The sequence below is a fragment of the Streptomyces sp. NPDC001732 genome, assembly GCF_053596315.1.
In genome coordinates this window covers 109,260-135,792 of sequence record NZ_JBSFFY010000002.1, presented here as the reverse complement: position 1 = coordinate 135,792, position 26,533 = coordinate 109,260, and the positions used below count along the sequence as shown (strand labels likewise).

At 73.1% G+C, this 26,533-nt stretch carries 25 protein-coding genes and 1 pseudogene; 10 read left to right on the top strand and 16 right to left on the bottom strand.

Annotated elements, in window-relative coordinates:
- Positions 1 to 53 precede the first annotated feature (53 nt).
- Positions 54 to 1,520, top strand: a complete 1,467-nt coding sequence (locus tag ACWCXX_RS03325) for a sensor histidine kinase (RefSeq protein WP_451123799.1) — start codon at positions 54 to 56, stop codon at positions 1,518 to 1,520.
- Positions 1,521 to 1,560: 40 nt separating this feature from the next.
- Entirely contained in the window at positions 1,561 to 2,247 is a 687-nt protein-coding gene (locus ACWCXX_RS03320) for a response regulator (RefSeq protein ID WP_451123797.1), read from the top strand.
- On the opposite strand, the pseudogene ACWCXX_RS03315 reads toward ACWCXX_RS03320, so the two are convergent.
- Positions 2,230 to 2,928: pseudogene (locus tag ACWCXX_RS03315) on the bottom strand (phosphatase PAP2 family protein); the annotation flags it as partial. The gene ACWCXX_RS03320 and the pseudogene ACWCXX_RS03315 sit on opposite strands and share 18 nt — an antisense overlap.
- A gap of 232 nt (positions 2,929 to 3,160) precedes the next feature.
- Here ACWCXX_RS03315 and ACWCXX_RS03310 point away from each other — a divergent pair.
- Complete coding sequence (locus tag ACWCXX_RS03310) at positions 3,161 to 3,784, top strand: flavin reductase family protein (RefSeq protein ID WP_451124354.1); 624 nt, start codon at positions 3,161 to 3,163, stop codon at positions 3,782 to 3,784.
- A 59-nt stretch (positions 3,785 to 3,843) separates the two neighbouring features.
- On the opposite strand, the gene ACWCXX_RS03305 is transcribed toward ACWCXX_RS03310, so the two are convergent.
- Positions 3,844 to 4,728, bottom strand: coding sequence for a LysR family transcriptional regulator (locus ACWCXX_RS03305; RefSeq protein WP_451124352.1), 885 nt, complete (start codon positions 4,726 to 4,728; stop codon positions 3,844 to 3,846).
- A gap of 142 nt (positions 4,729 to 4,870) precedes the next feature.
- On the opposite strand from ACWCXX_RS03305, the gene ACWCXX_RS03300 reads away from it, so the two are divergent.
- Positions 4,871 to 5,614 carry a DUF6585 family protein gene (locus ACWCXX_RS03300; RefSeq protein WP_451123795.1) on the top strand — a complete coding sequence of 248 codons (744 nt, stop codon included), beginning with the start codon at positions 4,871 to 4,873 and terminating at the stop codon, positions 5,612 to 5,614.
- A 23-nt stretch (positions 5,615 to 5,637) separates the two neighbouring features.
- Here the strand turns inward: ACWCXX_RS03300 and ACWCXX_RS03295 are convergent, their stop codons facing one another.
- Positions 5,638 to 6,984 carry an MFS transporter gene (locus tag ACWCXX_RS03295; protein ID WP_451123793.1) on the bottom strand — a complete coding sequence of 449 codons (1,347 nt, stop codon included), beginning with the start codon at positions 6,982 to 6,984 and terminating at the stop codon, positions 5,638 to 5,640.
- A gap of 139 nt (positions 6,985 to 7,123) precedes the next feature.
- A complete protein-coding gene (locus tag ACWCXX_RS03290; RefSeq protein WP_451123791.1) occupies positions 7,124 to 7,576 on the bottom strand; it encodes a ribosomal maturation YjgA family protein in 453 nt (150 codons plus the stop codon).
- A 203-nt stretch (positions 7,577 to 7,779) separates the two neighbouring features.
- On the opposite strand from ACWCXX_RS03290, the gene ACWCXX_RS03285 reads away from it, so the two are divergent.
- Positions 7,780 to 8,763, top strand: a complete 984-nt coding sequence (locus ACWCXX_RS03285; protein WP_451123789.1) for a GlxA family transcriptional regulator — start codon at positions 7,780 to 7,782, stop codon at positions 8,761 to 8,763.
- 47 nt (positions 8,764 to 8,810) lie between these two features.
- Here the strand turns inward: ACWCXX_RS03285 and ACWCXX_RS03280 are convergent, their stop codons facing one another.
- The 3 genes from ACWCXX_RS03280 to ACWCXX_RS03270 are packed head-to-tail and all read right to left on the bottom strand — an operon-like array spanning position 8,811 to position 11,016.
- Positions 8,811 to 9,860 (bottom strand): Zn-dependent alcohol dehydrogenase, encoded by a 1,050-nt coding sequence (locus ACWCXX_RS03280; RefSeq protein WP_451123787.1) that lies wholly within the window; start codon positions 9,858 to 9,860, stop codon positions 8,811 to 8,813.
- Positions 9,857 to 10,048 carry a hypothetical protein gene (locus ACWCXX_RS03275; protein ID WP_451123785.1) on the bottom strand — a complete coding sequence of 64 codons (192 nt, stop codon included), beginning with the start codon at positions 10,046 to 10,048 and terminating at the stop codon, positions 9,857 to 9,859. The genes ACWCXX_RS03280 and ACWCXX_RS03275 overlap by 4 nt, the downstream gene beginning before the upstream one ends.
- 53 nt (positions 10,049 to 10,101) lie before the next feature.
- Positions 10,102 to 11,016 (bottom strand): SDR family oxidoreductase, encoded by a 915-nt coding sequence (locus tag ACWCXX_RS03270; RefSeq protein WP_451123783.1) that lies wholly within the window; start codon positions 11,014 to 11,016, stop codon positions 10,102 to 10,104.
- Positions 11,017 to 11,099: 83 nt separating this feature from the next.
- On the opposite strand from ACWCXX_RS03270, the gene ACWCXX_RS03265 reads away from it, so the two are divergent.
- Positions 11,100 to 12,026, top strand: a complete 927-nt coding sequence (locus ACWCXX_RS03265; RefSeq protein WP_451123781.1) for a cyclase family protein — start codon at positions 11,100 to 11,102, stop codon at positions 12,024 to 12,026.
- A gap of 114 nt (positions 12,027 to 12,140) precedes the next feature.
- On the opposite strand, the gene ACWCXX_RS03260 is transcribed toward ACWCXX_RS03265, so the two are convergent.
- The 4 genes from ACWCXX_RS03260 to ACWCXX_RS03245 form a co-directional block, all read right to left on the bottom strand.
- Positions 12,141 to 12,719, bottom strand: a complete 579-nt coding sequence (locus ACWCXX_RS03260; RefSeq protein WP_451123779.1) for an ATP-binding protein — start codon at positions 12,717 to 12,719, stop codon at positions 12,141 to 12,143.
- Positions 12,720 to 13,226: 507 nt separating this feature from the next.
- Positions 13,227 to 14,165 (bottom strand): acyl-CoA dehydrogenase family protein, encoded by a 939-nt coding sequence (locus tag ACWCXX_RS03255; RefSeq protein WP_451123777.1) that lies wholly within the window; start codon positions 14,163 to 14,165, stop codon positions 13,227 to 13,229.
- A 6-nt stretch (positions 14,166 to 14,171) separates the two neighbouring features.
- Positions 14,172 to 15,335 (bottom strand): acyl-CoA dehydrogenase, encoded by a 1,164-nt coding sequence (locus tag ACWCXX_RS03250; RefSeq protein WP_451124350.1) that lies wholly within the window; start codon positions 15,333 to 15,335, stop codon positions 14,172 to 14,174.
- Between the two features lie 7 nt (positions 15,336 to 15,342).
- On the bottom strand, positions 15,343 to 16,560 hold the full coding sequence (locus ACWCXX_RS03245) for an amidohydrolase family protein (RefSeq protein WP_451123775.1): 1,218 nt from the start codon (positions 16,558 to 16,560) through the stop codon (positions 15,343 to 15,345).
- A gap of 146 nt (positions 16,561 to 16,706) precedes the next feature.
- Between ACWCXX_RS03245 and ACWCXX_RS03240 the strand changes: the two genes are divergently transcribed.
- Entirely contained in the window at positions 16,707 to 18,251 is a 1,545-nt protein-coding gene (locus ACWCXX_RS03240) for a class I adenylate-forming enzyme family protein (protein ID WP_451123773.1), read from the top strand.
- Between the two features lie 128 nt (positions 18,252 to 18,379).
- Here the strand turns inward: ACWCXX_RS03240 and ACWCXX_RS03235 are convergent, their stop codons facing one another.
- The gene (locus ACWCXX_RS03235) at positions 18,380 to 18,901 is read right to left on the bottom strand and encodes an EF-hand domain-containing protein (RefSeq protein WP_451123771.1); all 522 of its coding nucleotides are present in this window, start codon (positions 18,899 to 18,901) and stop codon (positions 18,380 to 18,382) included.
- A 96-nt stretch (positions 18,902 to 18,997) separates the two neighbouring features.
- On the bottom strand, positions 18,998 to 19,366 hold the full coding sequence (locus ACWCXX_RS03230; RefSeq protein WP_451124348.1) for an STAS domain-containing protein: 369 nt from the start codon (positions 19,364 to 19,366) through the stop codon (positions 18,998 to 19,000).
- 367 nt (positions 19,367 to 19,733) lie between these two features.
- Here ACWCXX_RS03230 and ACWCXX_RS03225 point away from each other — a divergent pair, with 367 nt between their 5' ends.
- Both ACWCXX_RS03225 and ACWCXX_RS03220 read left to right on the top strand, forming a co-directional pair.
- Positions 19,734 to 20,312, top strand: coding sequence for an RNA polymerase sigma factor (locus tag ACWCXX_RS03225; RefSeq protein WP_451123769.1), 579 nt, complete (start codon positions 19,734 to 19,736; stop codon positions 20,310 to 20,312).
- Positions 20,309 to 21,652, top strand: a complete 1,344-nt coding sequence (locus ACWCXX_RS03220; protein WP_451123767.1) for a zf-HC2 domain-containing protein — start codon at positions 20,309 to 20,311, stop codon at positions 21,650 to 21,652. Before ACWCXX_RS03225 ends, ACWCXX_RS03220 begins: the two co-directional genes overlap by 4 nt.
- Positions 21,653 to 21,822: 170 nt before the next feature.
- Here the strand turns inward: ACWCXX_RS03220 and purU are convergent, their stop codons facing one another.
- Entirely contained in the window at positions 21,823 to 22,701 is an 879-nt protein-coding gene (gene purU / locus ACWCXX_RS03215) for a formyltetrahydrofolate deformylase (protein WP_451123765.1), read from the bottom strand.
- A gap of 28 nt (positions 22,702 to 22,729) precedes the next feature.
- The gene (locus ACWCXX_RS03210) at positions 22,730 to 23,176 is read right to left on the bottom strand and encodes an SCO4402 family protein (RefSeq protein WP_451124346.1); all 447 of its coding nucleotides are present in this window, start codon (positions 23,174 to 23,176) and stop codon (positions 22,730 to 22,732) included.
- A 174-nt stretch (positions 23,177 to 23,350) separates the two neighbouring features.
- On the opposite strand from ACWCXX_RS03210, the gene ACWCXX_RS03205 reads away from it, so the two are divergent.
- Positions 23,351 to 24,628 (top strand): ABC transporter substrate-binding protein, encoded by a 1,278-nt coding sequence (locus tag ACWCXX_RS03205; protein ID WP_451123763.1) that lies wholly within the window; start codon positions 23,351 to 23,353, stop codon positions 24,626 to 24,628.
- Positions 24,629 to 24,726: 98 nt separating this feature from the next.
- Here ACWCXX_RS03205 and ACWCXX_RS03200 read toward each other — a convergent pair whose 3' ends face one another.
- Complete coding sequence (locus tag ACWCXX_RS03200) at positions 24,727 to 26,319, bottom strand: hypothetical protein (RefSeq protein WP_451123761.1); 1,593 nt, start codon at positions 26,317 to 26,319, stop codon at positions 24,727 to 24,729.
- Positions 26,320 to 26,533 lie beyond the last annotated feature (214 nt).

Genomic DNA, 26,533 nt, shown 5'->3' with positions numbered 1-26,533 from the left:
ACCGTGACTTTCGGCAGTGCCGGGGCGCCGCCGGGCTGCGTACCGTCGTCCGGGTGGACAGAGCGACGATCATCGACGCGGCCGGGCGGGCCGCCACGCGGGGCGGTCTGCTGACCGTCGCCGCGGCGGCCTGTGTCGGACTGAGCGCCGTCAGCCCGTGGTGGGCGCTGCCCGCCGCCGTGACCGCCTTCCTCGCCGGGCGGGAGCCGGGCAGGACCGGGTCCGCGCTCCTCGTGCTGGTCGCGCTCCTCGCGGGCGGAGTGGTGGCCGTGGCCCTGGTGCCCTCCTGGCTGCTGATGGCGGGGCGGTTCGTCGCCGTGGTGGCGGTGGCCGCGGTGCTGCCGTGGTTCGTGGGGCGCTTCTGGCGCCAGTACCAGGAGCTCGTCCGGGCGGGCTGGGAGCGGGCGGCCCGGCTGGAGCGCGAGCAGCGGCTCGTCGCCGAGCAGGCCCGGTCCCGGGAACGGTCCCGGATCGCCCGGGACATGCACGACGTCCTCGGGCACGACCTCAGTCTCATCGCGCTGTCGGCCGGTGCCCTCAAGCTGGCCCCCGGGCTCGACGAGGCCCACCGGGCGGCGGCCGGGGAGATCCGCGCCCGTGCCGCCGCGTCGGTGGAGCGGCTCGGCGAGGTGATCGGGCTGCTGCGCGAGGAGGCGGACGACGAACCGCCGCGACCGCCCGGCACCGGCATCCCCCGGCTGGTCGAGGAGGCCGCGGCGGCCGGTCTCGCGGTGGAGCTGCGGGTGACGGGGGACGCGGACGCCGTGCCCCCGGCCGCCGCGCGGGCCGCCCACCGGGTCGTCCAGGAGTCCCTGACCAACGCGGCCAAGCACGCCCCGGGGGCGCGGGTGGAGGTGCGGGTGACGCACACCGCCGGGGGGACGACGGTCCGGGTGGAGAACGGGCCCGTGCCCGCACCGGTCCGCGCCGAGGACGCCCCCGGCACCGGGCGGGGACTGATCGGGCTCGACGAGCGGGTACGGCTCGCGGGCGGCACGTTCGAGCACGGCCCGTACGAGGGCGGCTTCGCGGTCACCGCACGGATACCGCACGCCCCGGCCGCCCCGTACGACGGCGGCTTCGCAGGCGCCGCCCGGACACCTCACGGCCCGGCCGCCCACCGGCCGGCCGCCCCGTTCCCGGCCCTGCCGCCGGAGCACCGGCACGCCCGCAGCCGGGTGCGCCGGGCGCTGGCCCTCGCGGTCGTGCTGCCCCTGGTGGTGTGGGCGCTGCTGAGCGCCGCGCTGATGGCCTGGGACATCCGCTCGGCCCGGCAGTCCGTGCTGGACCCGGGGGACTACGCCCGGCTGCGGGTGGGACAGGATCGGGAGGCGGTCCGGCGGCTGCTGCCCGACCGGGAGACCAGGCAGCGGCCGGTGGCCGGGGAACCGAAGGGAAAGGGCATCACATGCGCGTACTACGCGATGACGGCGGACCGTTTCGACGACCGGTCGGGGGATGCCTACCGGCTCTGCTTCCGAGGCGGCCGGCTGCTGTCCAAGGAGGCCCTGACGCCGTGAGTCCGACGCGTACGGCGGGCGACGGGGCGGTGAGCGGCCGGTGATCCGGGTGCTGATCGCCGACGACGAGCCGATGATCCGCGCCGGGGTGCGCGCCGTGCTGTCCACCGATCCGGGCATCGACGTCGTCGCCGAGGCCGCCGACGGGCAGGACGCCGTGGAGCTGGTGCGCGCCCACCGCCCGGCCGTCGCCGTGCTCGACATCCGGATGCCCCGGCTGAACGGCATCGAGGCCGCGGCCGAGATCCGGCGCACCGCACCGGCCACGGGGGTGGTGATGCTCACGACGTTCGGCGAGGACGACTACATCCTCCAGGCGCTGGGGGGCGGCGCCGCCGGGTTCCTGATCAAGTCGGGCGAGCCCGAGGAGCTGATCGCGGGGGTGCGTGCGGTGGCCGACGGCGCCGCCTATCTGTCACCGAAGGTCGCGGCGCGGGTCGTCGCCCATCTCTCGGCCACGGGCGCGGGCGCCCTGGCCGGCCGCCGCACCGCCGCCCGGGAACGGGTCGGGGCGCTCACTGCCCGGGAACGCGACGTACTGGCCTTCCTCGGCAGCGGGCTGTCCAACGGGCAGATCGCCCGGCGGCTCCATGTGGTGGAGGGGACGGTCAAGGCGCACGTCAGCTCCATCCTGGCCCGGCTGGGCGTGGACAACCGGGCCGCCGCGGCGGTCGTCGCCCACGAGGCCGGAATCGTCGCGCCCGCCCAGCCGCCGCTCGACCGCTGACGCCGCCGTCCGGGCGAGCGGCAGGAAGGCGAGCAGCACGGCCGCGACCACCGACGCGCCGAGGGCCGCACCTGCCAGCACGTCGTGCGGGTAGTGCGCCCCGACCGCGACCCGCAGCAGCGCCGCCGCCGCGCCCACCGGCAGGGTGACGGCGGCGAGGCGCGGTCGCAGCACGGCCAGGCCCACCGCGAGGCCGACGGCCAGGGTGGCGTGGTTGCTCGGGAAGGACCAGTCGCCGGGCGGCGGGCACTCGGCGGCCGTCTCCGCGACGGCGTCGAGGGCCCGGCAGGGGCGCTCCTCGTCCACCACCAGCTTCACGGCCTCGCTGACGGCGTACGCCACCACGGTGCCGATGCCGGTGAGGACCGTACCGGCGGACATCCGGGTGTCCCGCCGCCGCACGGCGCTCCACCAGACCCACACCAGCAGCAGGCCGAGGACCACCAGGGTGCCGTCGGTGGCCGTCTCCAGCACCGGTCCCGTCCAGGACGGGGCGTCGGCCACCGCCCCGGTCACCGAGCGGTACGCGGACGCCGACGCGCCGCCCGTCACCTCCACGGCGCGGTCCGTGCCCAGGCCGCCGGGGGCGAGGCCCACGACGGCTGCCGCGCCCGCACCCAGGACGGCGCAGGCGAGCAGCGGCCGGCCGGTCCGGGTTCTGCTTCCGGTTTCTCGTCTCATGGGACGCGAACCTAGGAGCGGCGGGAGCGGCGCACCCGGGCCGAACGGCAGGCCCCACCCCTGACGATCGTCGGGGGTGGGGCCGGGAACCGGGTTCCTCCAGCTCCCCCGCGGCGACGCGATGCGCTGCGCCTCGCGTCGCACGAACGCGCCCGAGCCCGCTGCCCCGCTCCCGACCCTTCACATCTGACGAACCGTCAGCTCTAATCGAAGGATGATGGGACACGCAGGCATGGCCGCCACCGCCCTCCGGTACCTCATGTCCGTCGGCGCCGCCACCAGCGCGGGGCCCGCACCGGTCGATCCGCTGCCGCGCCCGGAGCTGCGGGCGGTCGCCGACGGCGAACGGCCGCCCGTCGGCCCGGCCGAATTCCGCCGCGTGCTGGGCCACTTCGCCAGCGGGGTCACCGTCGTCACCGCCCACGACCCGGACGACGCGGCGGGTCCGGCGGGCTTCGCCTGCCAGTCCTTCGCCTCGCTCTCCCTCGATCCGCCGCTGGTCGCCTTCATGGTCGCCCGCACCTCGACGACCTGGCCGCGCATCGCCCGCGCCGGGGTCTTCTGCGTCAACGTCCTGGGCGCGGACCAGGGCGCGCTGTGCCGGAGCTTCGCGGTGAGCGGGGCGGACAAGTTCGCGGGGGTGGCGTACGGGGCGGCGCCGGCGACCGGGTCGCCGCTGCTGGAGTCCGTACCGGCCTGGATCGACTGCCGCATCCACGCCGTCCACACCGGGGGCGACCACCTGATCGTCGTCGGCCGGGTGGAGGCGCTGGGGACGGCGGAAACGGCGGACGGGGCGGGGCCGTTGCTGTTCCACCGGGGGATGTTCGGACGGTTCGGGCCGCTCGACGGCTGAACGCCGCGCCCCGGCGGACAGCCGTTCGCCCCGTGGCCGCGCCCCCGGCGGAGGGTCGTTCAGCCCGCAGCCCCGTGCAGCAGCTCCCGCAGTTCCAGTGCCGCCGGAAGCGGGGCGGCGGGCAGCGCGACGTGCACGGTGCGGCGCGGCGCGAGGTCGCCGAGTCGGCAGACGGAGAGTTCGGCGGGGACCGCCTGGGCGGCCAGCGAGGGGACCAGCGCGACTCCCAGCCCGGCGGCCGCGAAGCCGAACTTTCCGGTCCACTCGGCGATCCTGATCGTTCTCCTCGGCCTGAAACCGGCTCGGGCACACACCTCGGCGAGCAATGTGTGCCGGTCGGCGGACACGTCCTGGAGCCAGGTCTCGTCGCGCAGTTCGCGCAGGTCGACCGCCTCGGCCCCGGCCAGGCGGTGCGTGCGGGAAAGCACGACGAACAGTTCGTCCTCCAGCAGGACCTCGGTCGTGACGGCGTCGAAGGACGGCAGGTCGGCCGGGTAGTCGCTCACCACGGCCAGGTCGAGCGCCCCCTCCGCGAGGCCCCGCATCAGCGCACCGCTCCGCCCCTCGGTCGCGATGACCTCGACGTCCGGCGCGGACCGCGAGAACGCCCGCAGCGCGCCGGGGACCAAGGAGATGTTGGCCGTGGCGAACGCCCCCACCCGCAGCGTCCCGCCCCGCCCCGCGTGGATCGCGGCCATCTCGTGTTCCGCCCTCGACAGGCGGTCGAGCACCTCCACGGCATGCCGGTGCAGCGCGTGCCCGGCCGGGGTCAACCGCACGCCCCGGGCGAGCCGTTCGAAGAGCGGGCCGCCCGCCCGTTTCTCCAGCGAGGCGATGCGCCTGGACACCGCGGACTGCGTATAGGCGAGCCGGGACGCGGCCTTCGTGAAGGACCCGGTCTCGGCCACGGTCACCAGCAGACGCAGTGCGTCGATCTCGAACACATTCCATCCAAGCATGGCTCGCATGCGATCCAGTCGCTGGTGGGATGTCCGGTGCCGCCCTAGCGTCGAGAAACGGGATCGGACGCCGCAGCCGGCCCCGCTCCGCCGGCATCCGCCCCCTGCGCACCCGAGGAAGAAGCTCATGGCAGCAGTACCGAAACCCCTGTCGCCCGAGGCCGTCGAACTGGCCTCGGCCCACCGGCTCGGCGTCCTGGAAGGCACGTTCGTCCCCAAGCGCCTGAACAAACTGCTCTTCGCCCTCTACATCTTCACGACGCTCAACCTCCTGATGATGTTCGTGATACCCGGCCTGCTGTTCCTCTGGTGGCTGCGCCGGACGCCGGACTTCAGTCGGAGGCAGGCCGCCAAGCGCCTCCACCTGTTCGAGAACGGACTGATCGTGAACCCGCAGTCCGGCGACGGCACGGTCGCCATCCGCTGGGATTCCGTGCGGCTCTACCAGGACATCACCCAGAAGATCATCAACGGCATCCCGGGCCCCACCGAGTACGTCTACTCCGCGGTGGGGCCGGGCCGCGACAGCGCGGGCATCACGCACTTCTACGAAGGACCCGAGATCTGGGGACCCCACATGCAGCAGTGCGTCCTGCGCGCCCAGGGCCCGACGGCCCTGCGGTCGGCCCTGGAGGGCGGGACAGTCGACTTCGGGTACTTCTCGCTCTCCCGTACCGGCATCACTGCCAGGACGACGGGACGCCTCCCCTGGTCCGAGGTCCGGGAGATCCGGATCGCGGCGGGCAGGGTCCTCGTCACGAGGATCGGCGGGTCCGGCGTCTGGTGCAACGCCGCAGTCAGCGACGTCGTGAACCTCCACGTCTTCCTGGCCGTCGCCGGGGAACTCTCCGCCGACGGCCGGGCGGCCTGAAGCACGACGGGCCCCGGCCCCGCTCAGCCCGTGGCCGCGGCCATGTCCTCCGGTTCGCGGACCCGCCGGATCACCAGCGCCATCAACGCCGCCGTCGCACACAGCGCCCCGGAGGCGTACCAGACCACGTCGTACGAGCCGAACACGTCCCGCGCCACCCCGCCCAGGAACGCCACCAGCGCTGCGCCCACCTGGTGGGAGGCGAGGACCCAGCCGAAGACGATGGCGCTGTCCTTGCCGTACTGCTCGCGGCACAGGGCCAGTGTCGGCGGGACGGTGGCGACCCAGTCCAGGCCGTAGAAGACGATGAAGAACACCATCGGCGGGTGCACCGTCGGCGCCATCAGCATCGGCAGGAAGAGCAGCGAGATCCCGCGCAGCGCGTAGTAGACGGCGAGCAGCCTGCGGGCGTCGAAGCGGTCGGTGAGCCAGCCGGAGAAGATCGTGCCGATGACGTCGAAGACCCCGATGACGGCGAGCAGCGAGGCGGCGGCGGTGATCGGCATGCCGTGGTCGTGGGCCGAGGGCACGAAGTGCGTACGGATCAGGCCGTTGGTGGAGGCGCCGCAGATCGCGAACGTACCGGCCAGCAGCCAGAACGGTCCGGTGCGCGCCGCGTCGACCAGGACGCGCACGGCCCGTCCCGCCGCGCCCCGTTCGGGTTCGGGCTTCGCCACGTACTCGCCGCCGTACGGGGCGAGGTCCACGTCGGCCGGGTGGTCGTGCAGCAGGAGCCAGACGAAGGGGACGACGACCAGGGCCGCGAGCGCCACGGTCACCGAGGCCGGGCGCCAGCCGTGCTCGGAGACGATCCAGGCGCACAGCGGCAGGAAGACCAGCTGGCCGGAGGCGCCCGCGGCGGTGAGGACGCCGGTGACCAGGCCGCGCCGGGCCACGAACCAGCGGTTGGTGACGGTGGCGGAGAACGCCAGCGCCATGGAGCCGGTGCCGAGGCCGACGAGCAGGCCCCAGTAGATCATCAGCTGCCAGGCGGCGGTCATCCAGACACTGGCCAGCGCCCCGGCCGCCACCGCGCCGAGCGCGACGACGACCACCCTGCGGATGCCGAAGCGGTCCATCAGCGCGGCGGCGAACGGCGCGGTCAGCCCGTACAGCGCCATGTCGATGGAGACGGCGAGCCCGATCTCCCCGCGCGACCAGCCGAACTCCGTGTGGAGGGGGTCGATGAGGAGGCCGGGCAGGGAGTTGAAGGCGGCGCCGCCGATGATCGTCACGAAGGTGACGGCGGCGACGATCCAGGCGCGGTGGACGCGCCGGCGGGAGGAGCGGCCGGGGGCCCCGGGGGCCGTCCGCCGGTCCTCGTCCCGGCCGGCGGCGCTTTCGGTTGTCTGGGTCACGTCACTCAGCATCCGGGCGGGCGCGCACCGCCGCGAGTGGCCGGAGGGACACTGTTCGCAGGGATCGGGCCATGGGTGCCGGCGGCCGGATTCCACCGGTCCGGCGACGTCGACGCCGTACGCGGACGGCCCGGCACCCGCGCCTTCGAGATCAACGAGGCCGGCGAGGCCGGCGAGACGCGGAAGCCCGAGGAGCGCGGCCCGCAGAAGCCGCCGCGGCCATCACCGCCCAGGCGACCCCCGCCCCCACCACGTACCAGAACAGGTCGGGCGCGTTGAAGGTCGAGCCGAGCACCAGCCGCGCCACCGCGCTGTGGCGGGAGAGGTCCGCAGGCACCCCGGTCAGTTGCAGCAGTTCCACCGCCCAGCTGAACGCCAGTGCCGTCCCGGCCCCGACGACCGGCCGCGCGCCGGGCGCGATCACGGCGACCAGGGCGCAGACCAGCACGGTGTAGAGCGCGTCCCCGGCGTACTTGGCGATGTCGCCGTCCATGAACGCCCTGACGCCGAGCCCGGCGAGGACGGTCAGCACCGCGCTCCCGGCCGCGACCGCCCGTGCGCGCAGGGCCGTGCGGGACGTCCCCGCCACCGCGTCCTCGTACATCTCCCCGTCCCCCTTCCGGCCCCGCCGCCGCGCACCCCCACGACCGCGGCGCACACGCTTCCGGTTCCGGGCCCGTACGAGGGTCCCACGCCGGGAATGCGCGGGGCGCCGGCCGCCTTGTCTTCTGGGAATGCCGCACGACGACTTGTGGTCTATACCAACTAGGTCTATACCAGCTAGGGATGAGAGAAGGGAGTCCACCCGTGCCGCACCGGATCGTCGTCCTGGCCCTCGACGGACTGCTCCCCTTCGAGCTGGGCATCCCGCAGAGGATCTTCGGCCGCTCGTTCGGGGCCGAGCCGCACAACAAGGGCCGCAGTCTGTACGAGGTCGTGACCTGTTCCGTCCGCGCGCCGGGCCCGATCCGTACCGACGCGGACTTCACGATCACCGTCGAGCACGGCCCGGAGGCACTGGCCACCGCCGACACGGTCGTGGTCCCCGCCAGTTACGAACTCGGCCCCGTCCACGAGGAGGGCCGGCTCACCGACGAGCTCGCCGCCGCGTTCGCGTACGTCCGGCCGGGCACCCGGATGGTCTCCATCTGCACGGGCAGCTACGTACTGGCCGCCGCCGGGTACCTCGACGGGCGGCCCGCCACCACCCACTGGTGGCACGCCGACCACTTCCAGCAGCTCTTCCCGAAGGTGCGGGTCGACCCGGACGTCCTGTTCATCGACGACGGGGACGTCCTGACCTCCGCCGGGGTCGCCGCCGGGATCGACCTCTGCCTGCACATCGTGCGCCGCGACCACGGCACCGCCGTCGCCAATGACGTCGCCCGCCGCACGATCGTGCCCCCGCACCGGGACGGCGGGCAGGCGCAGTACATCCAACGCCCCGTCCCCGACACCCAGTTCGCGACCACGACCACCGCGCGCACCTGGGCGCTCGGGCGGCTGGAGCGGCCGATCCTGCTGCGCGACATGGCGCAGCAGGAGTCGATGAGCGTGCGGACGTTCACCCGCCGGTTCCGGGAGGAGGTCGGCGTCAGCCCCGTCCAGTGGCTGACCCGGCAGCGGGTCGAACGGGCCCGGCAGCTGCTGGAGTCGACGGACCTGTCGATCGACCAGGTGGCGAGGGACGCGGGCTTCGGCACGGCCACGTCGCTGCGGCAGCACCTCCAGGCGGTGCTGGGGGTGTCCCCGACGGTGTACCGGCGCACGTTCCGGGCCGGGCGGACCTGAAAAGGGCCGGTCCCGGGAGGCGGCGTCGAAAGGGTCCCCGTGGGCGGTCAGAACACCAGCACGCCCCGTGCCACCCGGCCGTGGTGCGCGTCGTCCGCCGCCTCGGCGAAGTCCTCCACCGGGTAGGTCCGGGTGACGAGTTCGTCCAGGAGCAGCCGCCCGTGCCGGTACAGGTCCGCGTAGAGCGCGATGTCCCGTTGCGGGCGCGAGGAGCCGTACCGGCAGCCCAGGATCGACTTGTCCAGGTACATCGACGAGACGAGGAACGAGGCCTCGGCCGTCGCGGCCGGGACGCCCAGCAGGACCGCCTGTCCGTGCCGGTCCAGCAGGTCGACTGCGGCACGGATCAGCTCCGTGCGGCCGACGCATTCGAAGGCGTGGTCGGCGCCGGTCGGCAGGATCTCCCGTACGCCGTCGGCCGAGGTCAGGAAGTGGGTGGCGCCGAACCGCCGGGCGACCTGCTCCTTCTCCGGGTTGTTGTCGACGGCGACGATCGTCGGCGCGCCCGCGAGCCGGGCGCCCTGGATCACGTTGAGCCCGATGCCCCCGGTGCCGATCACCACGACGGTGTCGCCCCGGTCCACCTTCGCCCGGTTGAGCACGGCGCCGACCCCCGTCAGCACCCCGCAGCCGATCAGGGCCGCGGAGGCCGGCGGGACGTCCGCCGGGATCTTCACCGCCTGCACGGCCTTGACCAGGGTCCGTTCGGCGAAGGCCGAGTTGGAGGCGAACTGGTACAGCGGTTTCCCGTGCCGGGAGAACGGCTGCTTCGGCATCCCGATCGCCTTGCGGCACATCGTCGGCCTGCCCCGGTCGCACTGGGCGCACGTCCCGCAGTTGGCGAGCGTGGACAGCGCCACGTGATCGCCGGGCGCCACATGGCCGACGCCCGCGCCGACCGCCTCGACCACGCCCGCGCCCTCGTGCCCGAGCACCACCGGCACCGGGAACGGGATCGTCCCGTCGAGCACGGACAGGTCGCTGTGGCACAGCCCGGCCGCGGTCACCGCCACCAGCACCTCGCCGGGGCCCGGGTCGCGCACCTCCAGGTCGTCGACGACCTCGGTCCGACTGCCGTCGAAGACGACGCCTCTCATCCCGTCTCCCTCGGTAGGCCGAGCACCCGCTCGGCGATGATGTTCCGCTGGATCTCGTCCGAGCCGCCGTGGACGGCGCCGGACCGGCTGAACAGGAACAGCCGCTGTGCCCCGTCGAGTTCGTACGGCGCCTTCGCCGACCGGTCGGCCGGGCCGAGTCCGCGCTCCCTGGCCCGACGGACCGCCACACCCTCGTGCTCGCCGCCGGGCCCGCCGGTGCCGGCCGCCGTCCCGCGTCCCGTCAGGCGTTCGGCCTCGTCCCCGCCTTCGCCGCGGCGGCCATCTCCTCCAGGCGCGCCAGCATCGGCATCGGGTCCGTGCCCACCGTCCCCGGCAGGAAGTCCGCGATCCGTTCCGGGGTCCACGCCCCCTCCACGTACCCCGCCCGCAGCTCCCTCGGCTGGGCCCAGACCGCGATCTTCGGGCCCGCGACCGTGTACACCTGGCCGGTGATGCCCTCCTTGCGGGCCCGGTCGCCGAGCAGGTAGACGACGAACGCGGCCACGTCCTCCGGCTCGCCGATCTCCTTGAGCTCCATGGGCACGTTGGCGGACATCCGGGTCCGGGCGACCGGGGCGACGGCGTTGGCCGTGACGCCGTACTTGTGCAGGCCGAGCGCCGCGCTGCGGACCAGCGAGATGATCCCGCCCTTCGCCGCGCTGTAGTTCGCCTGGGCGACGCTGCCCTGGTGGTTGCCGCTGGTGAAACCGATCAGCGTGCCGCCGTCCTCCTGTTTCCGCATCACCGCCGAGGCGGCCCGGAAGACGGTGAAGGTGCCCTTGAGATGGGTGGCGACCACCGGGTCCCACTCCTCCTCGGACATGTTGAACAGCATCCGCTCCCGCAGGATGCCGGCCACGCACACGACCCCGTCGATGCGCCCGTACCGGGTGAGCGCCGTGTCCACGACCCGCTGTCCGCCCGCCATCGTGGAGATGTCGTCGGCCACGGCCACCGCCTCGCCGCCCGCCGCCACGATCTCCTCGACGACGGACTCGGCCACCTCGCTGCTCGGCTCGCCGCCCCCGACCGAGACGCCGTAGTCGTTGACGACGACCCGCGCCCCCTCGGCCGCCGCCGCGAGCGCGACCGCCCGCCCGATGCCGCGCCCGGCCCCCGTCACGGCGACCACCTTGCCTGCCAAGAAGTTCCCCACGCCCGGCCCCTTCCCGCGGTTTCTGACGGACCGTTAGATTTTATGGGTCATCAGGTCCACGAACACAAGCCCCGGGAGGCACCGTGTCACTGCCGGCCGAGTTCCACGAGATCGCCGGGCGGGTCAACAACTGGGGCCGCTGGGGCGCCGACGACGAGATCGGGACGCTCAACCTGATCACCGATGCCGTCGTGCGCGACGCGGTCGCCACCGTCCGCACCGGGCTGCGCGTCCCGCTCGCCCTCCCCCTCGGGCCGGACGGCGTGCAGAGCGGGCTGGTCCCCGGGCGGATCAATCCGCTGCACACCATGGTCCAGATCAACCAGGAGCTCTTCGGCCCCGGCACCGTCGCCACCAGCGACGACACGGCGGTACTGAGCCTGCAGACGGCCACCCACTGGGACGCCCTGACCCACGCCTCGCACTCGGGGAAGATCTACAACGGCCGCCCGGCCGACACGATCACCGCGCACGAGGGCGCCCGGTTCAGCGGGATCGACAAGGTGCCGCCCGTCGTCTCGCGCGGGGTGCTGCTCGACGTGGCCCGCGCGCACGGCACGGACCGGCTGCCCGGCGACCACGCCGTCACGCCGGAGGACCTGGAGGCGGCGGAGGAACTGGCGGGCGTCCGGGTCCGGGCCGGCGACATCGTGCTCGTACGGACCGGCCAGATGCGGGTCCTCCTGGCGGGCGACCGGCACGCGTACGCCCATCCGTCGCCCGGCCTCTCGGTCCGGACGCCCGAGTGGTTCCACGCGCGCGATGTCGCGGCCGTCGCCAACGACACCCTGACCTTCGAGATCTTCCCGCCGGAGATCGACGACCTGTGGCTGGGAGTGCACGCGCTGGACCTGGTCGAAATGGGCATGCTCCAGGGCCAGAACTGGAACCTGGAGGAGCTGTCCACAGCCTGTGCGCAGGAGCGGCGGTACGCCTTTCTGCTCTCCGCGATGCCGGAACCGTTCACGGGCGCGACCGGCACCCCGGTCGCGCCGATCGCCCTCCTCTGAAGAGTCGCCACCCTCGGAGGAGTCGCCATCCTCAGAGGATTCGCCACCCTCGAAGAAGTCGCCGCCCTCGAAGGAATGGGGCCCGGAGGCCCCTCGGGCGAACTGCTTTAACCTTTATGCACGGTTCGTCGCGACGCGCGAAACCTTGCGTGCGAGGTCCACGCCCGACGTGGCCGACGCAACCGGCGTACTCGCCACGGCACCGTGTACGCCCGATGCGCCCGGCGCACTCGCCACCGATCCGTGTGCGCCCGGCGCAACCGAGTGCATAGGCATCTGGATCACCGGCACGCTCCGGTCCACCTCGCACCAGATGCGCTTGCCCGCGCCCTCCGGCTGCCAGCCCCAGCGGTCGGCGAGGCCGTCGACCAGCTCCAGACCCCGGCCGTTGGTGTCCTCGCCCTCGGCATGCCGCTGCTGCGGCGGGCGACAGCTGGCGTCGGCCACCTCGACCCGCACGGTCCCGGTCCCGGACCCGCTCACCGAGCCGAACAGCATGCGCAGCACGGCCGGGCACCCGGTGTGCACCACCGCGTTGGTGACCAGCTCCGAGATCAACAGGATGAGCGTCTCCGCCAGTGGCTCGTCGTCCCGTATCCCGGACCCGATCAGTCTCGACCGCGCCCATCTACGGGCCCGCCCCACCTCCGCGGGATCCGGCCCGACTTCCAGCTGAACCTGAAGCACCTGCACCGCTCACACCATCCGAACCGGCGGACACATCGCCTCGCGCCTCCTCAGGGTCACGGAACGTGATTCCCCTACGAGACAGCATGGTTGACGTACAGTCACCGCAACAAGCGCTTCGGGCATATTCCAGCGCGAAGGAGTACGCGTGGTGCATACTGCGCGACGCACGTTGCGGGGAATCGAACAGAGGCCCGACCGGGGTGCCGGAATCATCTTCCGGGCAGGCCCCGAGCTTCTGTGCGAAATACGAGCAGCACACCGGCACCGGACCGGGGCCGCCGCACGGGCCACCCCCGGATTGCCCGGTTCCAGTTCCTGTCGCACCCAACGGAGCGTACCCGAGCACGGCGCCGACTCCACCCCGTGACGAATCATGGAGGGGGCACGCACCCGGGCCCGCATCCGCCGACTGCACTGCGTGACTCCGCAGCGTGAAGCTCGCACCCCGGCCTGCCATGTGCGGATGGCCCGCAGCCACCCGTTCCGGGTCCGCACACGATCCGCCCGGCTTCAGCACAGGTCCGCCGCAAGGATCTCCTCGGCCGTCGCCGCCGTCATCCACTGCCCGGCCCGCAGCCAGGCCCGTTTGAGATGCAGATGGACGTCGGACTCCCAGGTGAAGCCCATGCCGCCGTGCACCTGGAGGCAGTCGCGCGCGTTGCGGACCGCCGCCTCGTCGGCGAGCAGTTTGGCGCCCGCGATCTCCACCGGGTCCGCCGTCACGGCCGCCGCGTACACGGCGGAGCGGGCGAGTTCGGCGCGGACCAGCATCTCCGCGCACAGGTGTTTGACCGCCTGGAAGGAGCCGATGGGCGCACCGAACTGCTCGCGCGCACCGGCGTGTTGGACGGCCATCCCGGTCGTTCGGGCGGCGCTTCCGAGCTGTTCGGCGGCGGCGAGGAGCGCCCCTTCCGCCCGCAACCGCCCCCCGTCCGACATTTGTTCCCCACCTGCCGGAGGGTCGGGCACCCGCCACAGGGGAGTGAACGGATCGAGCGGGCGTACGGGTACGGCGGCCTCCCGCACCCGGTCGGTGTCCCGCAGCACGCGCCCTCCCCCGGTCCCCAGGACGAGCAGTGCGTCGGCCCCGTCCAGGTGGGCCACCGGCCGCCCCGGCTCCCGTACGGTCACCACCGCCTCGCCCTCCGCCGCGCCCTTCACCGCACCGGCCGCGAGCTGGGTGGCGATCAGGGGCCCCGGCAGCAGCGCGGCCCCCACCTCCTCGAAGAGGAGGACCGATTCCGGCAGCCCGAGCTCGACGCCGCCCTCCGCCTCCGGCAGCCGCAGCGCGAAGAACCCCGCCCGTGCGAGCTCCCGCCACAGCGTCCGGTCGAGGCCCGTACCGGCGTCGAGGGCGGCCCGCATCCGGTCCCTGCCGAAGCGTCCGGCGAGCAGTTCGCGCACCCCCGCCCGCAGCGCCCGCTGGTCGTCCGAGAGCTGGAAGTCCATGCCGCCTCAGCGCCCCTTCGGCAGGCCGAGCATGCGCTCGGCGACGATGTTCCGCTGGATCTGCGAGGTGCCCGCGGCGATGGTGTACGAGAGCGAGGACAGCCGGTCCAGGACCCATTCCCGGTCCAGGTCCGCGCTGTCCGCGCCGAGCACCTCGGCGGCCGTCTCGTACAGCTCCTGGCGGGCCTGCGAGTAGCGCAGTTTGAAGACCGAACCGCCGGTGCCGGGCACGCCGCCGCCGGCCCCGGCCCGCTGGGCCTCGGCGACGTTCCACTGGGTGAGCCGCCACAGCGCCCGGAACTCGGCGTTCAGCCTGCCCAGCCGTCGGCGCAGCACCGGGTCGTCCCAGCGGCCGTTGGCCCGTGCCTCGCCGGCCAGGGCGTCCAGGGTGCGGCGGCAGGCGACGACCTCGCCGACGAAGGCCGTGCCGCGCTCGAAGGAGAGCGTGACCATCGTGACCCGCCAGCCGTCGTTCTCCGCGCCGACCCGGTGCGAGACCGGCACCCGCACCTCGTCGAGGAACATCTCGGCGAACTCGGTGGAGCCGGCGAGGGTGCGCAGCGGGCGGACGGTGACGCCGGGGGCGTCCATCTCCATGGCGAGCCAGCTGATCCCGCGGTGCCGGGGGGCCGCCGGGTCCGTGCGCACCAGGAGTTCGCACCAGTCGGCGACCTCCGCGTGCGAGGTCCAGATCTTGCTGCCGCTCACCACGTAGTGGTCGCCGTCGCGCACCGCCCTGGTCCGCAGCGCGGCGAGGTCCGAACCGGCGTCGGGCTCGCTGAACCCCTGGCACCAGATCTCGTCGCCGCGCAGCACCGGGGGCAGCCAGCGGGCCCGCTGCCGTGCCGTGCCCTCGGCGGCGATCGTCGGTCCGGCGTGCAGCAGCCCGACGAAGTTCGCGCCGACGTACGGGGCCCCGGCCCGCTCCGTCTCCTCCAGGAAGATCAGGTGCTGGGTCGGGGTGGCGCCCCGGCCGCCCGCGTCGACGGGCCAGTGCAGTCCCGCGTATCCGGCGTCGTACAGCATCCGCTGCCACGCGGTGTCGTACGCGCGGCGGCCCGGCCAGTCGTCGGGGCGGGGTTTCGCCGGCAGCGAGGGGAGCACCGCGGCCAGCCATTCGCGCAGCCGTGCCCGGAACTCTTCCTCCTCCTGGGTGTACGAGAGGTCCACCGCGCGCCTACTCGCCCCGGCCCGGACGCCGTTCCCGGTCCAGGTCCAGGCCGAGCATCCGGATCGCGTTTCCACGCATCAGTTTGTAGACGGTCTCGTCGTCCAGTCCGTTGACGTGGTCCAGGGCGACCTGCTTGGTGTGCGGAAAGGTCGAATCGACGTGCGGGTAGTCGGTCTCGAAGGTGGCGTTGTCGCGTCCGACGACGTCGAGCGAGGCGACGCCGTGCTTGTCGCGGAAGAAGCAGCAGAAGATCTGCCGGTAGTAGTACGTGGACGGCGGCTCGGGGATCAGGTCGCGCACCCCGCCCCAGGCGCGGTGCTCCTCCCAGACGTCGTCGGCGCGTTCCAGGGCGTATGGGATCCAGCCCATCTGGCCTTCGCTGTAGGCGAGTTTGAGCCGCGGGAACTTCACGAGGACCCCGCTGAACAGGAAGTCCATCATCGAGGCCATGGCGTTGTTGAAGGAGAGGCTGGCCTGCACGGCGGGCGGGGCGTCCGGCGAGGCGGCGGGCATCTGCGAACTGGACCCGATGTGCATGTTGACGACCGTGCCGGTCTCCTCGCAGACGGCGAAGAACGGGTCCCAGTAGCCGGTGTGGATCGAGGGCAGTCCGAGGTGGGTGGGGATCTCCGAGAAGGTCACCGCCCGCACCCCGCGCGCCGCGTTGCGCCGGATCTCGGCGACGGCCAGGCCGATGTCCCAGAGCGGGATGATGCAGAGCGGAATGAGCCGGCCGCCGCTGTTGCCGCACCACTCCTCGACCATCCAGTCGTTGTAGGCGCGTACGCAGGCGAGCGCTACTTCCTTGTCCCGCGCCTCCGCGAAGGTCTGGCCGCAGAAGCGCGGGAAGGTCGGGAAGCAGAGGCTCGCCTCGACGTGGTTGAGGTCCATGTCCTTCAGGCGCTCGGCCGGGTCCCAGCAGCCGGGGCGCATCTCCTGGCGGGTGATGCCCTCCAGCGTCATGTCGTCGCGGTCGAAGCCGACGGCGGCGATGTTGCGCTTGTACGGGAACTTCAGGTCCTCGTAGATCCACCAGTCCGTGGGCGGGCCGTCCGGGTCCATCGTGATGACGTACTTGCCCCCCGTGTACGCCAGCTCGCCGATGCCCGCGGTGAGCGGCTGCGGTCCGCGCTCGCGGTACTTGGCGGGCAGCCAGGTCGAGAAGAGGTGCGGCGGCTCGATCACGTGGTCGTCGACGCTGACGATCCGAGGCAGTTCCGTCATGGTGTCCCCTTCGACGCGCGCTTTCTGATGACCCGTCAGATTGACGTCGCCCTCAGGCTAGCTCCGCACCCCTGGACCGACAAGGCGCGGCGCCCTACGCTCTCCGCACGATCTGACTACCCGTCAGCACTTGAGAGGGGCCGGCCATGACCGAGACCGCGCACGCCCTGGGCGCGTCGGGCACCTTCTGGGAACTCGTCGAACGCCGGGCCGTCCTGACCCCGGACCGCCCGTTCCTGTTCCAGGGCGACCGCACCCTGACCTTCGGTGAGCTGCGCACCCGCGCCGAGCGGGTCGCGGCCGGCCTCCACGGGCTGGGCGTGCGTCCCGGCAGCGTGGTGGCCTGGCAGCTGCCGACCCGCATCGAGACGGTCCTGCTGTCGTTCGCACTGACCCGCCTCGGGGCCGTGCAGTCCCCCGTCATCCCGTTCCTCCGGGAGCGCGAGGTGGGGTTCGCGCTGCGCGAGTCGAAGGCGGGGTTCTTCGCCGTACCGGGCACCTGGCGCGGCTTCGACCACACGGCGATGGCCACCCGCCTGGCCGCCGGACTCGACCGCCCGCCCCTGGTCCTGGAGGCGTACGAATCACTGCCGGACGGCGACCCCGCCGTGCTCCCGCCCCCGCCCGCCGACGGCACGGCGGTGCGCTGGATCTACTGGACCTCGGGCACCACCTCCGACCCGAAGGGGGTGCTGCACACCGACCGCAGCCTGCTCGCGGCCGGCGCCTGCCTGGCCCACGCGCTGCACCTGACGGCGGACGACGTCGGTTCGGTGGCCTTCCCGTTCGCCCATGTCGGAGGGCCGGACTACGCGGTGATGCTGCTGCTGTACGGGTTCCCCGCGGTCCTGTTCGAGCACTTCGCGATGGAGGACGCGCTGGCGGAGTACCGGCGGCACGGGGTGACGGTCGCGGGCGGGTCCACGGCGTTCTACTCGATGTTCCTGACCGAACAGCGCAAGGACCCGGACCGGAAGCCGGTCCCCACCCTGCGCCTGCTGGCGGGCGGCGGCGCCCCGAAGCCGCCGGAGCTCCACCACGCGGTGGTGCGGGAGATGGGCGTCCGGCTCACCCACGGCTACGGCATGACCGAGGTCCCCATGATCACGATGGGCTCCCCCGACGACACGGCGGAACACCTCGCCGAAACGGAGGGACGCCCGCCCGCCGACATGGAGATCCGGATCACCGACGAGCACGGCGCCCCGCTGCCGCACGGCACGGACGGCGAGGTGCGGCTGCGCGGGGAGGCCGTCTGCCGGGGCTACCTGGACCCGGCGGCGTCCGCCGCGGCGTTCGACGACGAGGGCTTCCTCATCACCGGCGACGTCGGCCACCTCCGGGAGAGCGGCCACCTCGTGCTCACCGGCCGGCTGAAGGACATCATCATCCGCAAGGGCGAGAACATCTCCGCCAAGGAGATAGAGGACCTGCTGCACCACCACCCCGGCGTCGGCGACGCCGCGGTGATCGGCCTCCCCGACCCGGCACGCGGCGAACTCGTCTGCGCGGTGGTGGAACAGCCGCCCGGCGCCGCCCCGCTGACCCTGGCCGAGGTCACCGCCCATCTGCGGGCGGCGGGACTCGCCGTCCACAAACTGCCGGAACGGCTGGAGGTGGTACCGGAGCTGCCGCGCAACGAGACGCTGCGGAAGGTACTGAAGTACCGGCTGCGGGAGCGGTTTTCCTGACGGGGTGCCGCGGCGCGGTCCGGGCCGCCGCCCGGCCCCCGGGGCGACCGCGGCGCCTCGCACGTACGGACCGCCCCGGGCGCACGCCCGGACCAACCGTCCCTCCGCGCCCGGGGCGACCGGCCCGGTTAGGTGTCCGGGGCGATCACCGTGAAGTACGCGGCGAAGGCCGCCACCGCGTCGCCCTCCGTGATCCTGCCGTCCCCGTCCGCGTCCAGGCCCCGGGCCGCGAGTTCCGCCGTGGCGGTGTCCGCGCCCAGCACGGCGAGCGCCCGCTGCACGGCGGGCACGGAGGCCGAGCCCTCGCCCTCCCGGTCCGCCACGGCGATCGCCGCGCGCAGGAACGGGCGGGCGATCTCCGCGAAGCGCTCCGGGTTGTCGCGCAGCCGCTTCACGGCCCCGCCCACGAACTCCTCGCGGGTGACCCGCTGGTCCCCGTCCACGTCGGCGATGCCCGCCATGCCCTGCCAGAACGCCTCGGCCCCCGTGTAGAGCGCCTGGCCCCTGTCGCAGCGGGCCGTCGTGCCGAACTCGGCGAGCAGCCGGGCCGCGGCGGCGTTGAAATCGGCGCGATCGATGTGCCCGTTGCCGTCCTGGTCGAAGGCGGCGAAGCGGTGGGCGATCTTGCGCTCGTACTCTGCGCTGTCCATGCGGGGAGCGTACGACGCCGAGCGGCGTCACGTGTCACTTGCTCGCCCCGTCGTTGTCACGACCTGGTCATCGGCACGCCATGCGTCCCGGGCGGCTCAGGCCGAGAGCGGGCGGGCCCGGTCGTCCACGGCGGCGTCCCGGTCGGGGTAGACGTCGAAGAGCCGACGCACGCCCAGCGCGGCGAGCACCCGGTTGAGGTGGGAGCCCTCCTCCGCCCCCCGGGCCGGTAGGACCAGCCGCAGCCGACCGCCGCAGGAGCGCATCAGACGGCGGGAGGCGATCAGCACGCCGACGCCGCTGGAGTCGCAGAACAGGACCTCGGAGAGGTCGAGCACCACGTCGTGGCGGCCGACTGCGACCGCGTCGTGGACGGACTGCCGCACGGTGGGCGACGACACCAGGTCCAGTTCGCCGCGCACCCGCAGCACGGTCCACCCGTCCCGCACGGTCTCGGCGACCTCCAGCGGTTCGCGGGAGTGCTCCTGGGCGATCCGGGAGGTGTAGCCGGCCGCGGGCGCCGGGCGGTTTCCGGGAAGGCGGGGACTCCTCACGTTACGGGACCTCTCGTTCCGGGGATTTCCGACGATCCGGAAGTTTCCGTTCCTTCTCGCGCGTGCCCGGTCGTACGTCGATGAAACACCGGGGCGCACCACAGGGCGCAACCGGGATCAAACAGAAATGATCGTTTCGGGTCCGGTTCCGCCACCGCCGGGCGACGCATTCCCTATCATCCCGGGCCGCTCCAGGCACGTACTTGCCGCAAAAAGACGTACCCGGTCGGCGTGTCCGACTACATTCGGTGTGACGAGGGGAACAGGGCTGGGGGTTCGCATGGCGAAAAACGCACCACCCCGCTGGGACCGCAAGATGCAGCAGCGGCTGGCACGCGGTGAGGCGGCGGCCCTCGGCGAGCTCTACGACCGGTTCGCCCCGCTCGTGCACAGCCAGGCCCATCGGATGCTCGACGACGAGACCGCCGCCGACCTGGTGACCCGCGAGGTCTTCGGCTACGTGTGGGAGAACCCGGACGCGTACGACCCGAAGCAGGGCTCGATGCGCTCCTGGGTGGCCCGGCTCACGCACCGCCAGTCCGTGCGGTGGCTGCGCGAGGAGGCCGACCTGCGGGACGGCACGGACGAGGAGATCGAGAAGGACCTGGAAGAACGGGTGCGCCTGGCCACCACCGCGGCCCGCGCCGACTACATCGTCGCCTCCATGCCCGCCCCGCTGCGGGCCGCACTGGAGCTCGCGTACGTCCAGCGCAGGAACTACCGGCAGACCGCCTCCGACCTCGGGGTCAGCGAGGACGAGGCCCGCCGTCGGCTGCGGCTCGGGCTGCAGCTGCTCTCCACCGCCCGCGCCCGTCCGCTGGAGGGGATGTCGCCGCCCGGATACGGACAGCCCCTGTGAACGGCGACCACGCGGGCGGCCTCGATGACGGCGGACGCGACGAGGTGCGGGGCGCCCGGCGCATACCGGCGCCGCGGGTCGCCGCGGACGACTTCGCCCTCGGCGCCGTTCCCCCGCCGTCCTTCTTCGGGACCGCGCGGCCGACACCCCGGCCGACGACACCGGAACCGGAAACCGCCATGGCACCACCGGCCCCCTCGGACCCGCCCGCCCCGGTGCCGACCCTGTCGCACCGCGTCCTCAAGGCGCTCCTCGGCGCCTGGGCCCTGACCGCCTGCTCGGCCGAGGAGACCGAGGCCGTGGAGGCGCACCTGACCGAGTGCGCCGCCTGCGCGGACGAGGCCCTGCGGCTGCGCGACGCGGTCGGCCTGCTGCACACCGACCGCAGCCTGGACCTCGATCCGACGCTGCGCAACCGGGTGATCGACACCTGTCTGACCCGCCGCCCGCCCGGCATCCCGGTGCCGGACTGGGCCGCCCCGTACGACGCCGAGACCGCGCGGCTCGACGCGCTGCTCCGTGACATCGGCGACGCGGAGTGGCACGCCCCGGTGCGCCTGAAGTGGTTCGAGGACGAGCAGCAGGTCCGGCACCGGACGACGGTCGCGGGCATCATCGGCCACCTCATGACCGTCGACGGGCTGGTCGCCACCGCCCTCGGCCTCGACGTCCCCCTCGAGGACGGCGTCCCGGGCCGGGCCGACGACTGGCCGCTGTCGCCCGCCCCGCGCACGGAGAAGTACTGGTCCGCCACCCGGCTGCCGCCCACCCGCGCCGTCCGCGAGCCGTGGCGCGCCCAGAGCCACACCCTCATCCGCACGGTGTCCTTCGCCGGCCGCGGGGTCTCCGAGCTGTCCGTCTCGTACGGGGACTTCGCCCTGCCGATGCACGACGCCCTGCTGGACCGGGCCTTCGAGTGCTGGGTGCACGGCGGCGACATCGCGGACGCGGTGGACTATCCGTACGAGGCGCCGTCCGCGGCCCATCTCAACCGGATGGTCGACCTGGCGGCCCGGATGCTCCCGGCCGCGCTCGCCGGGCGGCGCAGATCCGGACTGGCCGGGCCCGCCCGGCATCTGGTGACGGCCGGTTCGCCGGGCCGTTCGCTGCACCTGGAGATCGAGGGCTCGGGCGGCGGCGACTGGTACATCCCGCTGGACTCCCCGGCCGCACTCGGCTCGCCCGAGCACACGGTGGCGCAGGTGGCACTGGACGGGGTGGAGTTCTGCCAGCTGGTGGCCGGGCGCGTACCGCCGGTGGACGCGGCGGCCGGACAGCAGGGAGACCGCGAGGCGATCCGCGACGTGCTGTTCGCCGCGGCCTCGCTGAGCAGGCTGTAGGGGCGCCCCGGCCGGTACGGGGGCCGGGGCGACGTGTCGTACAACTGTTGCGTTGCCCCGGGTCGTACGGCCGGGGCGTTGCCTCGTCCGTCGCGCCGTACGGCCGGGGCCGGACGTCGGCCTCACTCCGTGCGGACGGGGCCGGCCGTCGGACGTCGCGCCGCCGGCCGCTACGAGAAGATCACCGTGCGTCGGCCGTTGAGCAGGATGCGGCGCTCCGCGTGCCACTTCACCGCCCGTGCCAGCGCCTGGCACTCCACGTCGCGCCCGATGGCGACCAGCTGGTCCGGCGTGACGCCGTGGTCCACCCGCTCGACCTCCTGCTCGATGATCGGGCCCTCGTCGAGGTCGGCGGTCACGTAGTGCGCCGTCGCACCGATCAGCTTCACACCGCGGGCATGCGCCTGGTGGTACGGCTTCGCGCCCTTGAAGCTCGGCAGGAAGGAGTGGTGGATGTTGATGATCCGGCCGCTCAGCCGCTTGCAGAGGTCGTCCGAGAGCACCTGCATGTAGCGGGCGAGGACGACCAGCTCGACGTTCTCCTCGCGGACCAGCTCCAGCAGCTGCGCCTCCGCTTCGGCCTTGGTCTCCCTGGTCACCGGGATGTGCCGGAAGGGGATGCCGTACGAGGCGACGAGCTCGGCGAAGTCCGTGTGGTTGGAGACGACGGCCGCGATGTCGATCGGCAGCGCGCCGATCCGGGACCGGAACAGCAGGTCGTTGAGGCAGTGCCCGAACTTGCTGACCATCAGCACGACCCGCATCCGCTCCTCGGCGCGGTGGATCTGCCACTCCATCCGGAAGGAGTCGCCGATCGCGGCGAAGCTCGCCCGCAGCTTCTCCACGGTCACCGGGGCTTCCGCCGAGAAGTGGACGCGCATGAAGAACAGGCCCGTGTCGTGGTCGCCGAACTGCTGACTGTCCTCGATGTTGCAGCCGGTCATGAAGAGATAGCTCGACACGGCGTGCACGATGCCCTGTTTGTCGGGGCAGGAGAGGGTGAGGACGTACTGGTCGGGGGTGGTGTCGGCAGGCTGGGGCGGGGTCATTCCCGTAGCGTGCCACATCGTTCCGGTATCAGGCCGACCTGGTCAGAATGCGGAGCACGTCCAGGGAACGCGGGGGCGTGTCGGGGTCCTCGCCGTCGTTGGTGGCGAGCAGCACGTGCGCCTCGCGGGCGGCCCGCACCGCCTCCTGCCAGCCGTGGTGCTCCATGTACGCCGAGACCGGGGCGTCCGCTCCGACCTGGTGCATGATGCGCAGCACCCGGAGCACGGCGACGTCGACGAGGGCGGCCTCGCCGGCGTCGCGGAATATCGTCCCGACGTACTTCTCGGCGGACCAGTTGTCCAGCCAGGTGTCCTCGACCAGGCGGTACACGGCGTCGGTGACGTCGCCGTACCCCTCCCGGCCGGCCAGCCAGCACTCGTGGTGGAAGACGGGGTCGGAGAGCATGTGCAGCGCCGAGCGCACGTTGCTGCGCCAGCGCCACCAAGGCATGTCATTCAGCGGCATGCCGCCCATGGTGGAGGAGCGACGGCCGCGACGTGAAGTGTTCTCCGAACCTTGCTGCACGGTCATCGATCGTACGTTCCCTTTTTCCCCTTCCACGGGGACCCCCGCAATTCACCCGGATGTCACCGAGCGTTGAACGGGGCACACTGCGGCGTTACCCGACGGCCGGAAGTGTTCGTATCCATGACCGGACGGCGCCGCCCCACCTTTCCCCGCCCCTACAAGTTCTTCACGAGCACGGCGGTGGTGGGAGCGTTGCTGGTCACCGGTTGCGGCGCACTCCCTGGGGCCACGGGGGGCTCCAGGGAGCCCGTCACCGTCATGACGTGGGCACCGGCCGGGGCCGGGCCGGACACGCTCGACATGGCGGGCGTGACCGCCATGGCCCGCGCCTACGCCGACTGGGTCAACGACAACGGCGGGCTGGACGGCCACGAGCTGCGCGTCCTCACCTGCGACGAGAAGGACACCTCGACCGGCGCGGCCGACTGCGCCCGGAAGGCCCTCAAGGAGAAGGCCGTGGCGGTCGTCGGCTCGTACAGCCGGCACGGATCGGCCTTCATGTCCTCGCTGGAGACCGCCCAGATCCCCTACATCGGCGGGTACGGCGCCTCCGACGAGGAGTTCAGCAGCTTCACCTCGTACCCCGTCAACGGCGGCCAGTCTGCTCTGCTCGCGGGCAACGCCCGTCAGCTGGGCCGCGCCTGCGAGCGGGTGGCCGTGGTGCGCCCCGACACCCTGAGCGGCGACGGCCAGGCATGGCTGCTCAAGAGCGGCCTCACCGAGACCGGCCGGTCCTCGCCCGCCGACATCAAGGCGCAGGAGTCGGCCACGTCGTACGAGGAGGCCGCCGGATCGGCGCTCCGGGCGGCGGGGAGGTCCGGCGGCTGTGTCACGGCCGTGCTCGGGAAGAGCACGGAGACCTTCTTCGACTCCTTCCGGCGGCTCGAACCGTCGTACGGGAAGCTCCGGGTCTCCTCCGTGCTCGGCAGCGTCGACCAGCCGCTGATCGACAGCACCGGCGGCCGGAACAGCCCGTTCGAGGGGGCCTACGTCACCGGCTGGTACCCGGAATCGGGCGACGACCGCTGGGACGGGATGCGGAAGGTGATCCGCGAGCACGCCTTCGGCGACAACCGGATCGACCCGGACGACACGGGTGTCCAGACCACGTGGATCGCGTACACGGTGCTGAACGAGATCGTGAAGGCGGTCGACTCCTCGAAGATCACCGCCTGGAAGCTCTCCTCCGCCCTCAACCGGGGCACCCCGGTGCGGACCGGCGGCCTCACCCCGGTGCTGCGCTGGAGCTACGAGGACGTGCTGGGCTCGTCCTCGTACCCGCGGATCGTCAACACCGGGGTGACGTTCCAGGTGGTGCGTGACGGGCGGCTCGTCGCGGACAGGAAGGGCTTCGTGGACGTCGCGGAGACCTTGTCGGACGCGAGCGCCAGGAGCTGACCCCGGGGCGGGGCGGGGCAACCGGGCGGGGAGGTTCGACAGGGCGGGGAGGCCGGGCGGGGCGTCCTGTGGTGGACCGCCCGGCCTCCCCCGCACCGTCAGAGCTGTGTCGCCGTCCGCCGGGTCAGCCCGTACTTCGACGCGATCGAGTTCCACAGCCCGGCCGCCTGTTGCTTCGCCCGGCTCGCCTCGCCGCTCTGCACGGTGGCCTTCTGGGTCTCCTCCGTCGTGCGGGCCTTCCCGTGCTTGCACACCTTCTTGCCGTGCTTGGCCTGCGCGGCCCACGCGGCGTAGTGCTCGTCGGCCGAGGCGGACGCCTGCCACGCCTTGGTGAGGGAGGCGGTCAGCTGGGCGTGGTTCGGCAGCTTGTCGACGCTCAGCTCCTGGAGCCGGGTGACCAGATCGCGGCGCTGCTGGGCGGCGCCCTTGAGATCGGTCACGGCCTGGTCCAGGTCCGTGCAGTTCTTGGTCTTCTCGACGGCCCCGATGACCGCGGCACGGCTGTTGTTGCTGTCGGCCAGCAGCTTGTCGAGCGCCTCGGCCTGCGGCTTCGCCGGATCGACCTCGGCCTTCGGGGAGGAGGGCTGCTGGGCGGCGGTCGAACTCGCCGAGGCGACCGGCTCCTTGCCGTCGTCGCCCTTGTCACCGCCGCTCAACAGCGCGCCCGCGCCGAGACCGACGACGGCGCAGCCGGCCACGACCGCCGCGATGAGCGTGACGTGCGGTCGCTTCCTGCGCGGCTGCGGCTCGTACGGCTCCTCGTCCACGGGCCGGTACGGGGGCTGCCGGTCGCCCGGGTGCTGCTGGTGCTGGTGCGACTGGCGCGGCTGATGCTGCTGCGGGTGGTCGGGCAGGGGCATCTGCTGGGTGGCGCCGGCCGGTTCGTCGCTGCGGAACAGGTTGTCGAACTCGGCGGGCGGCTGCCGGTCGCCCGGGGCTCCGGGCCGGATGCCGTACGGGCTGCCCCCGGGAACCGGCGGGATGTACTGGGTCGCCTCCGCGTCGGAACCGTGGCCGGGCTGCTGCTGGTACGGCTGGGCCTGCTGCGGCGGCGCCCCGCGGCCGAGGAAGTGGGTGGACTCCGCGGGGTTCTCCGGCGGCAGCCCGCCGGGGGCCGGACCTCCGGGAACCGGCGCGATGTACTGCGTGGCCGCCTCGTCCCCGCCCGGCCCCATGCCGGGCACGGCCTCCGGCGGCAGCGGCTGCGCGAACGACTGCGGCTGCTGCGGCTGCGGGGGCTGCTGCGGCTGCGGGGGCTGCTGCGACTGCATGGGAGGCAGTGGCTGGGACTGCGGCCGGTGCGGAGCCTGGGGAGGCTGGGGCTGCGGGGCCTGGGGGTGTGAAGCCTGGGGCTGCGGCATCTGCCCGTACTGCTGCGCGGGCTGCTGTTGTCCGTACCCCGGGGCCTGCTGCCCCGCTCCGTACTGCCCCTGCCCGTACGCCCCCTGCCCCGGCGCGTGCGCCTGTTGCTGAGGCTGATGGGGCTGGGGCTGCTGCTGGGACGAGGCGTCCGGGTGTGCCGCCTGCGGCCCCCACGGCTGCCCCCACGGCTGGCCGCCCGCCGGGGCGGCCTGGTCCGTCGGCCCCCCTGGTATCCAGGGCTCTCCGCCACCCGCGGGCAGCACGACACCTTCGTGCGCGGGCCGTACAGCAGGGAGCTGCTGTTCGTCACCCTGTCCGCTCTGCGTCACCGGGACTCCTACGTGTGAACCTACGGAATCGTCGGCTCACGCTATCGGGTGGCTGCCGCCGTTCGCCAAGCGCGTGATGTCACTCACCACCCCTTCACAGGAGCCGTCACATCCGGCGTTCTTGAGACGCAGTCAAGGCAACGGCCCCGTACCCCCTGGTCACAGCCCCGATTCCGCCCCCGGCCCGGCCCCCGTGCCGACTCCCCGACCGGAG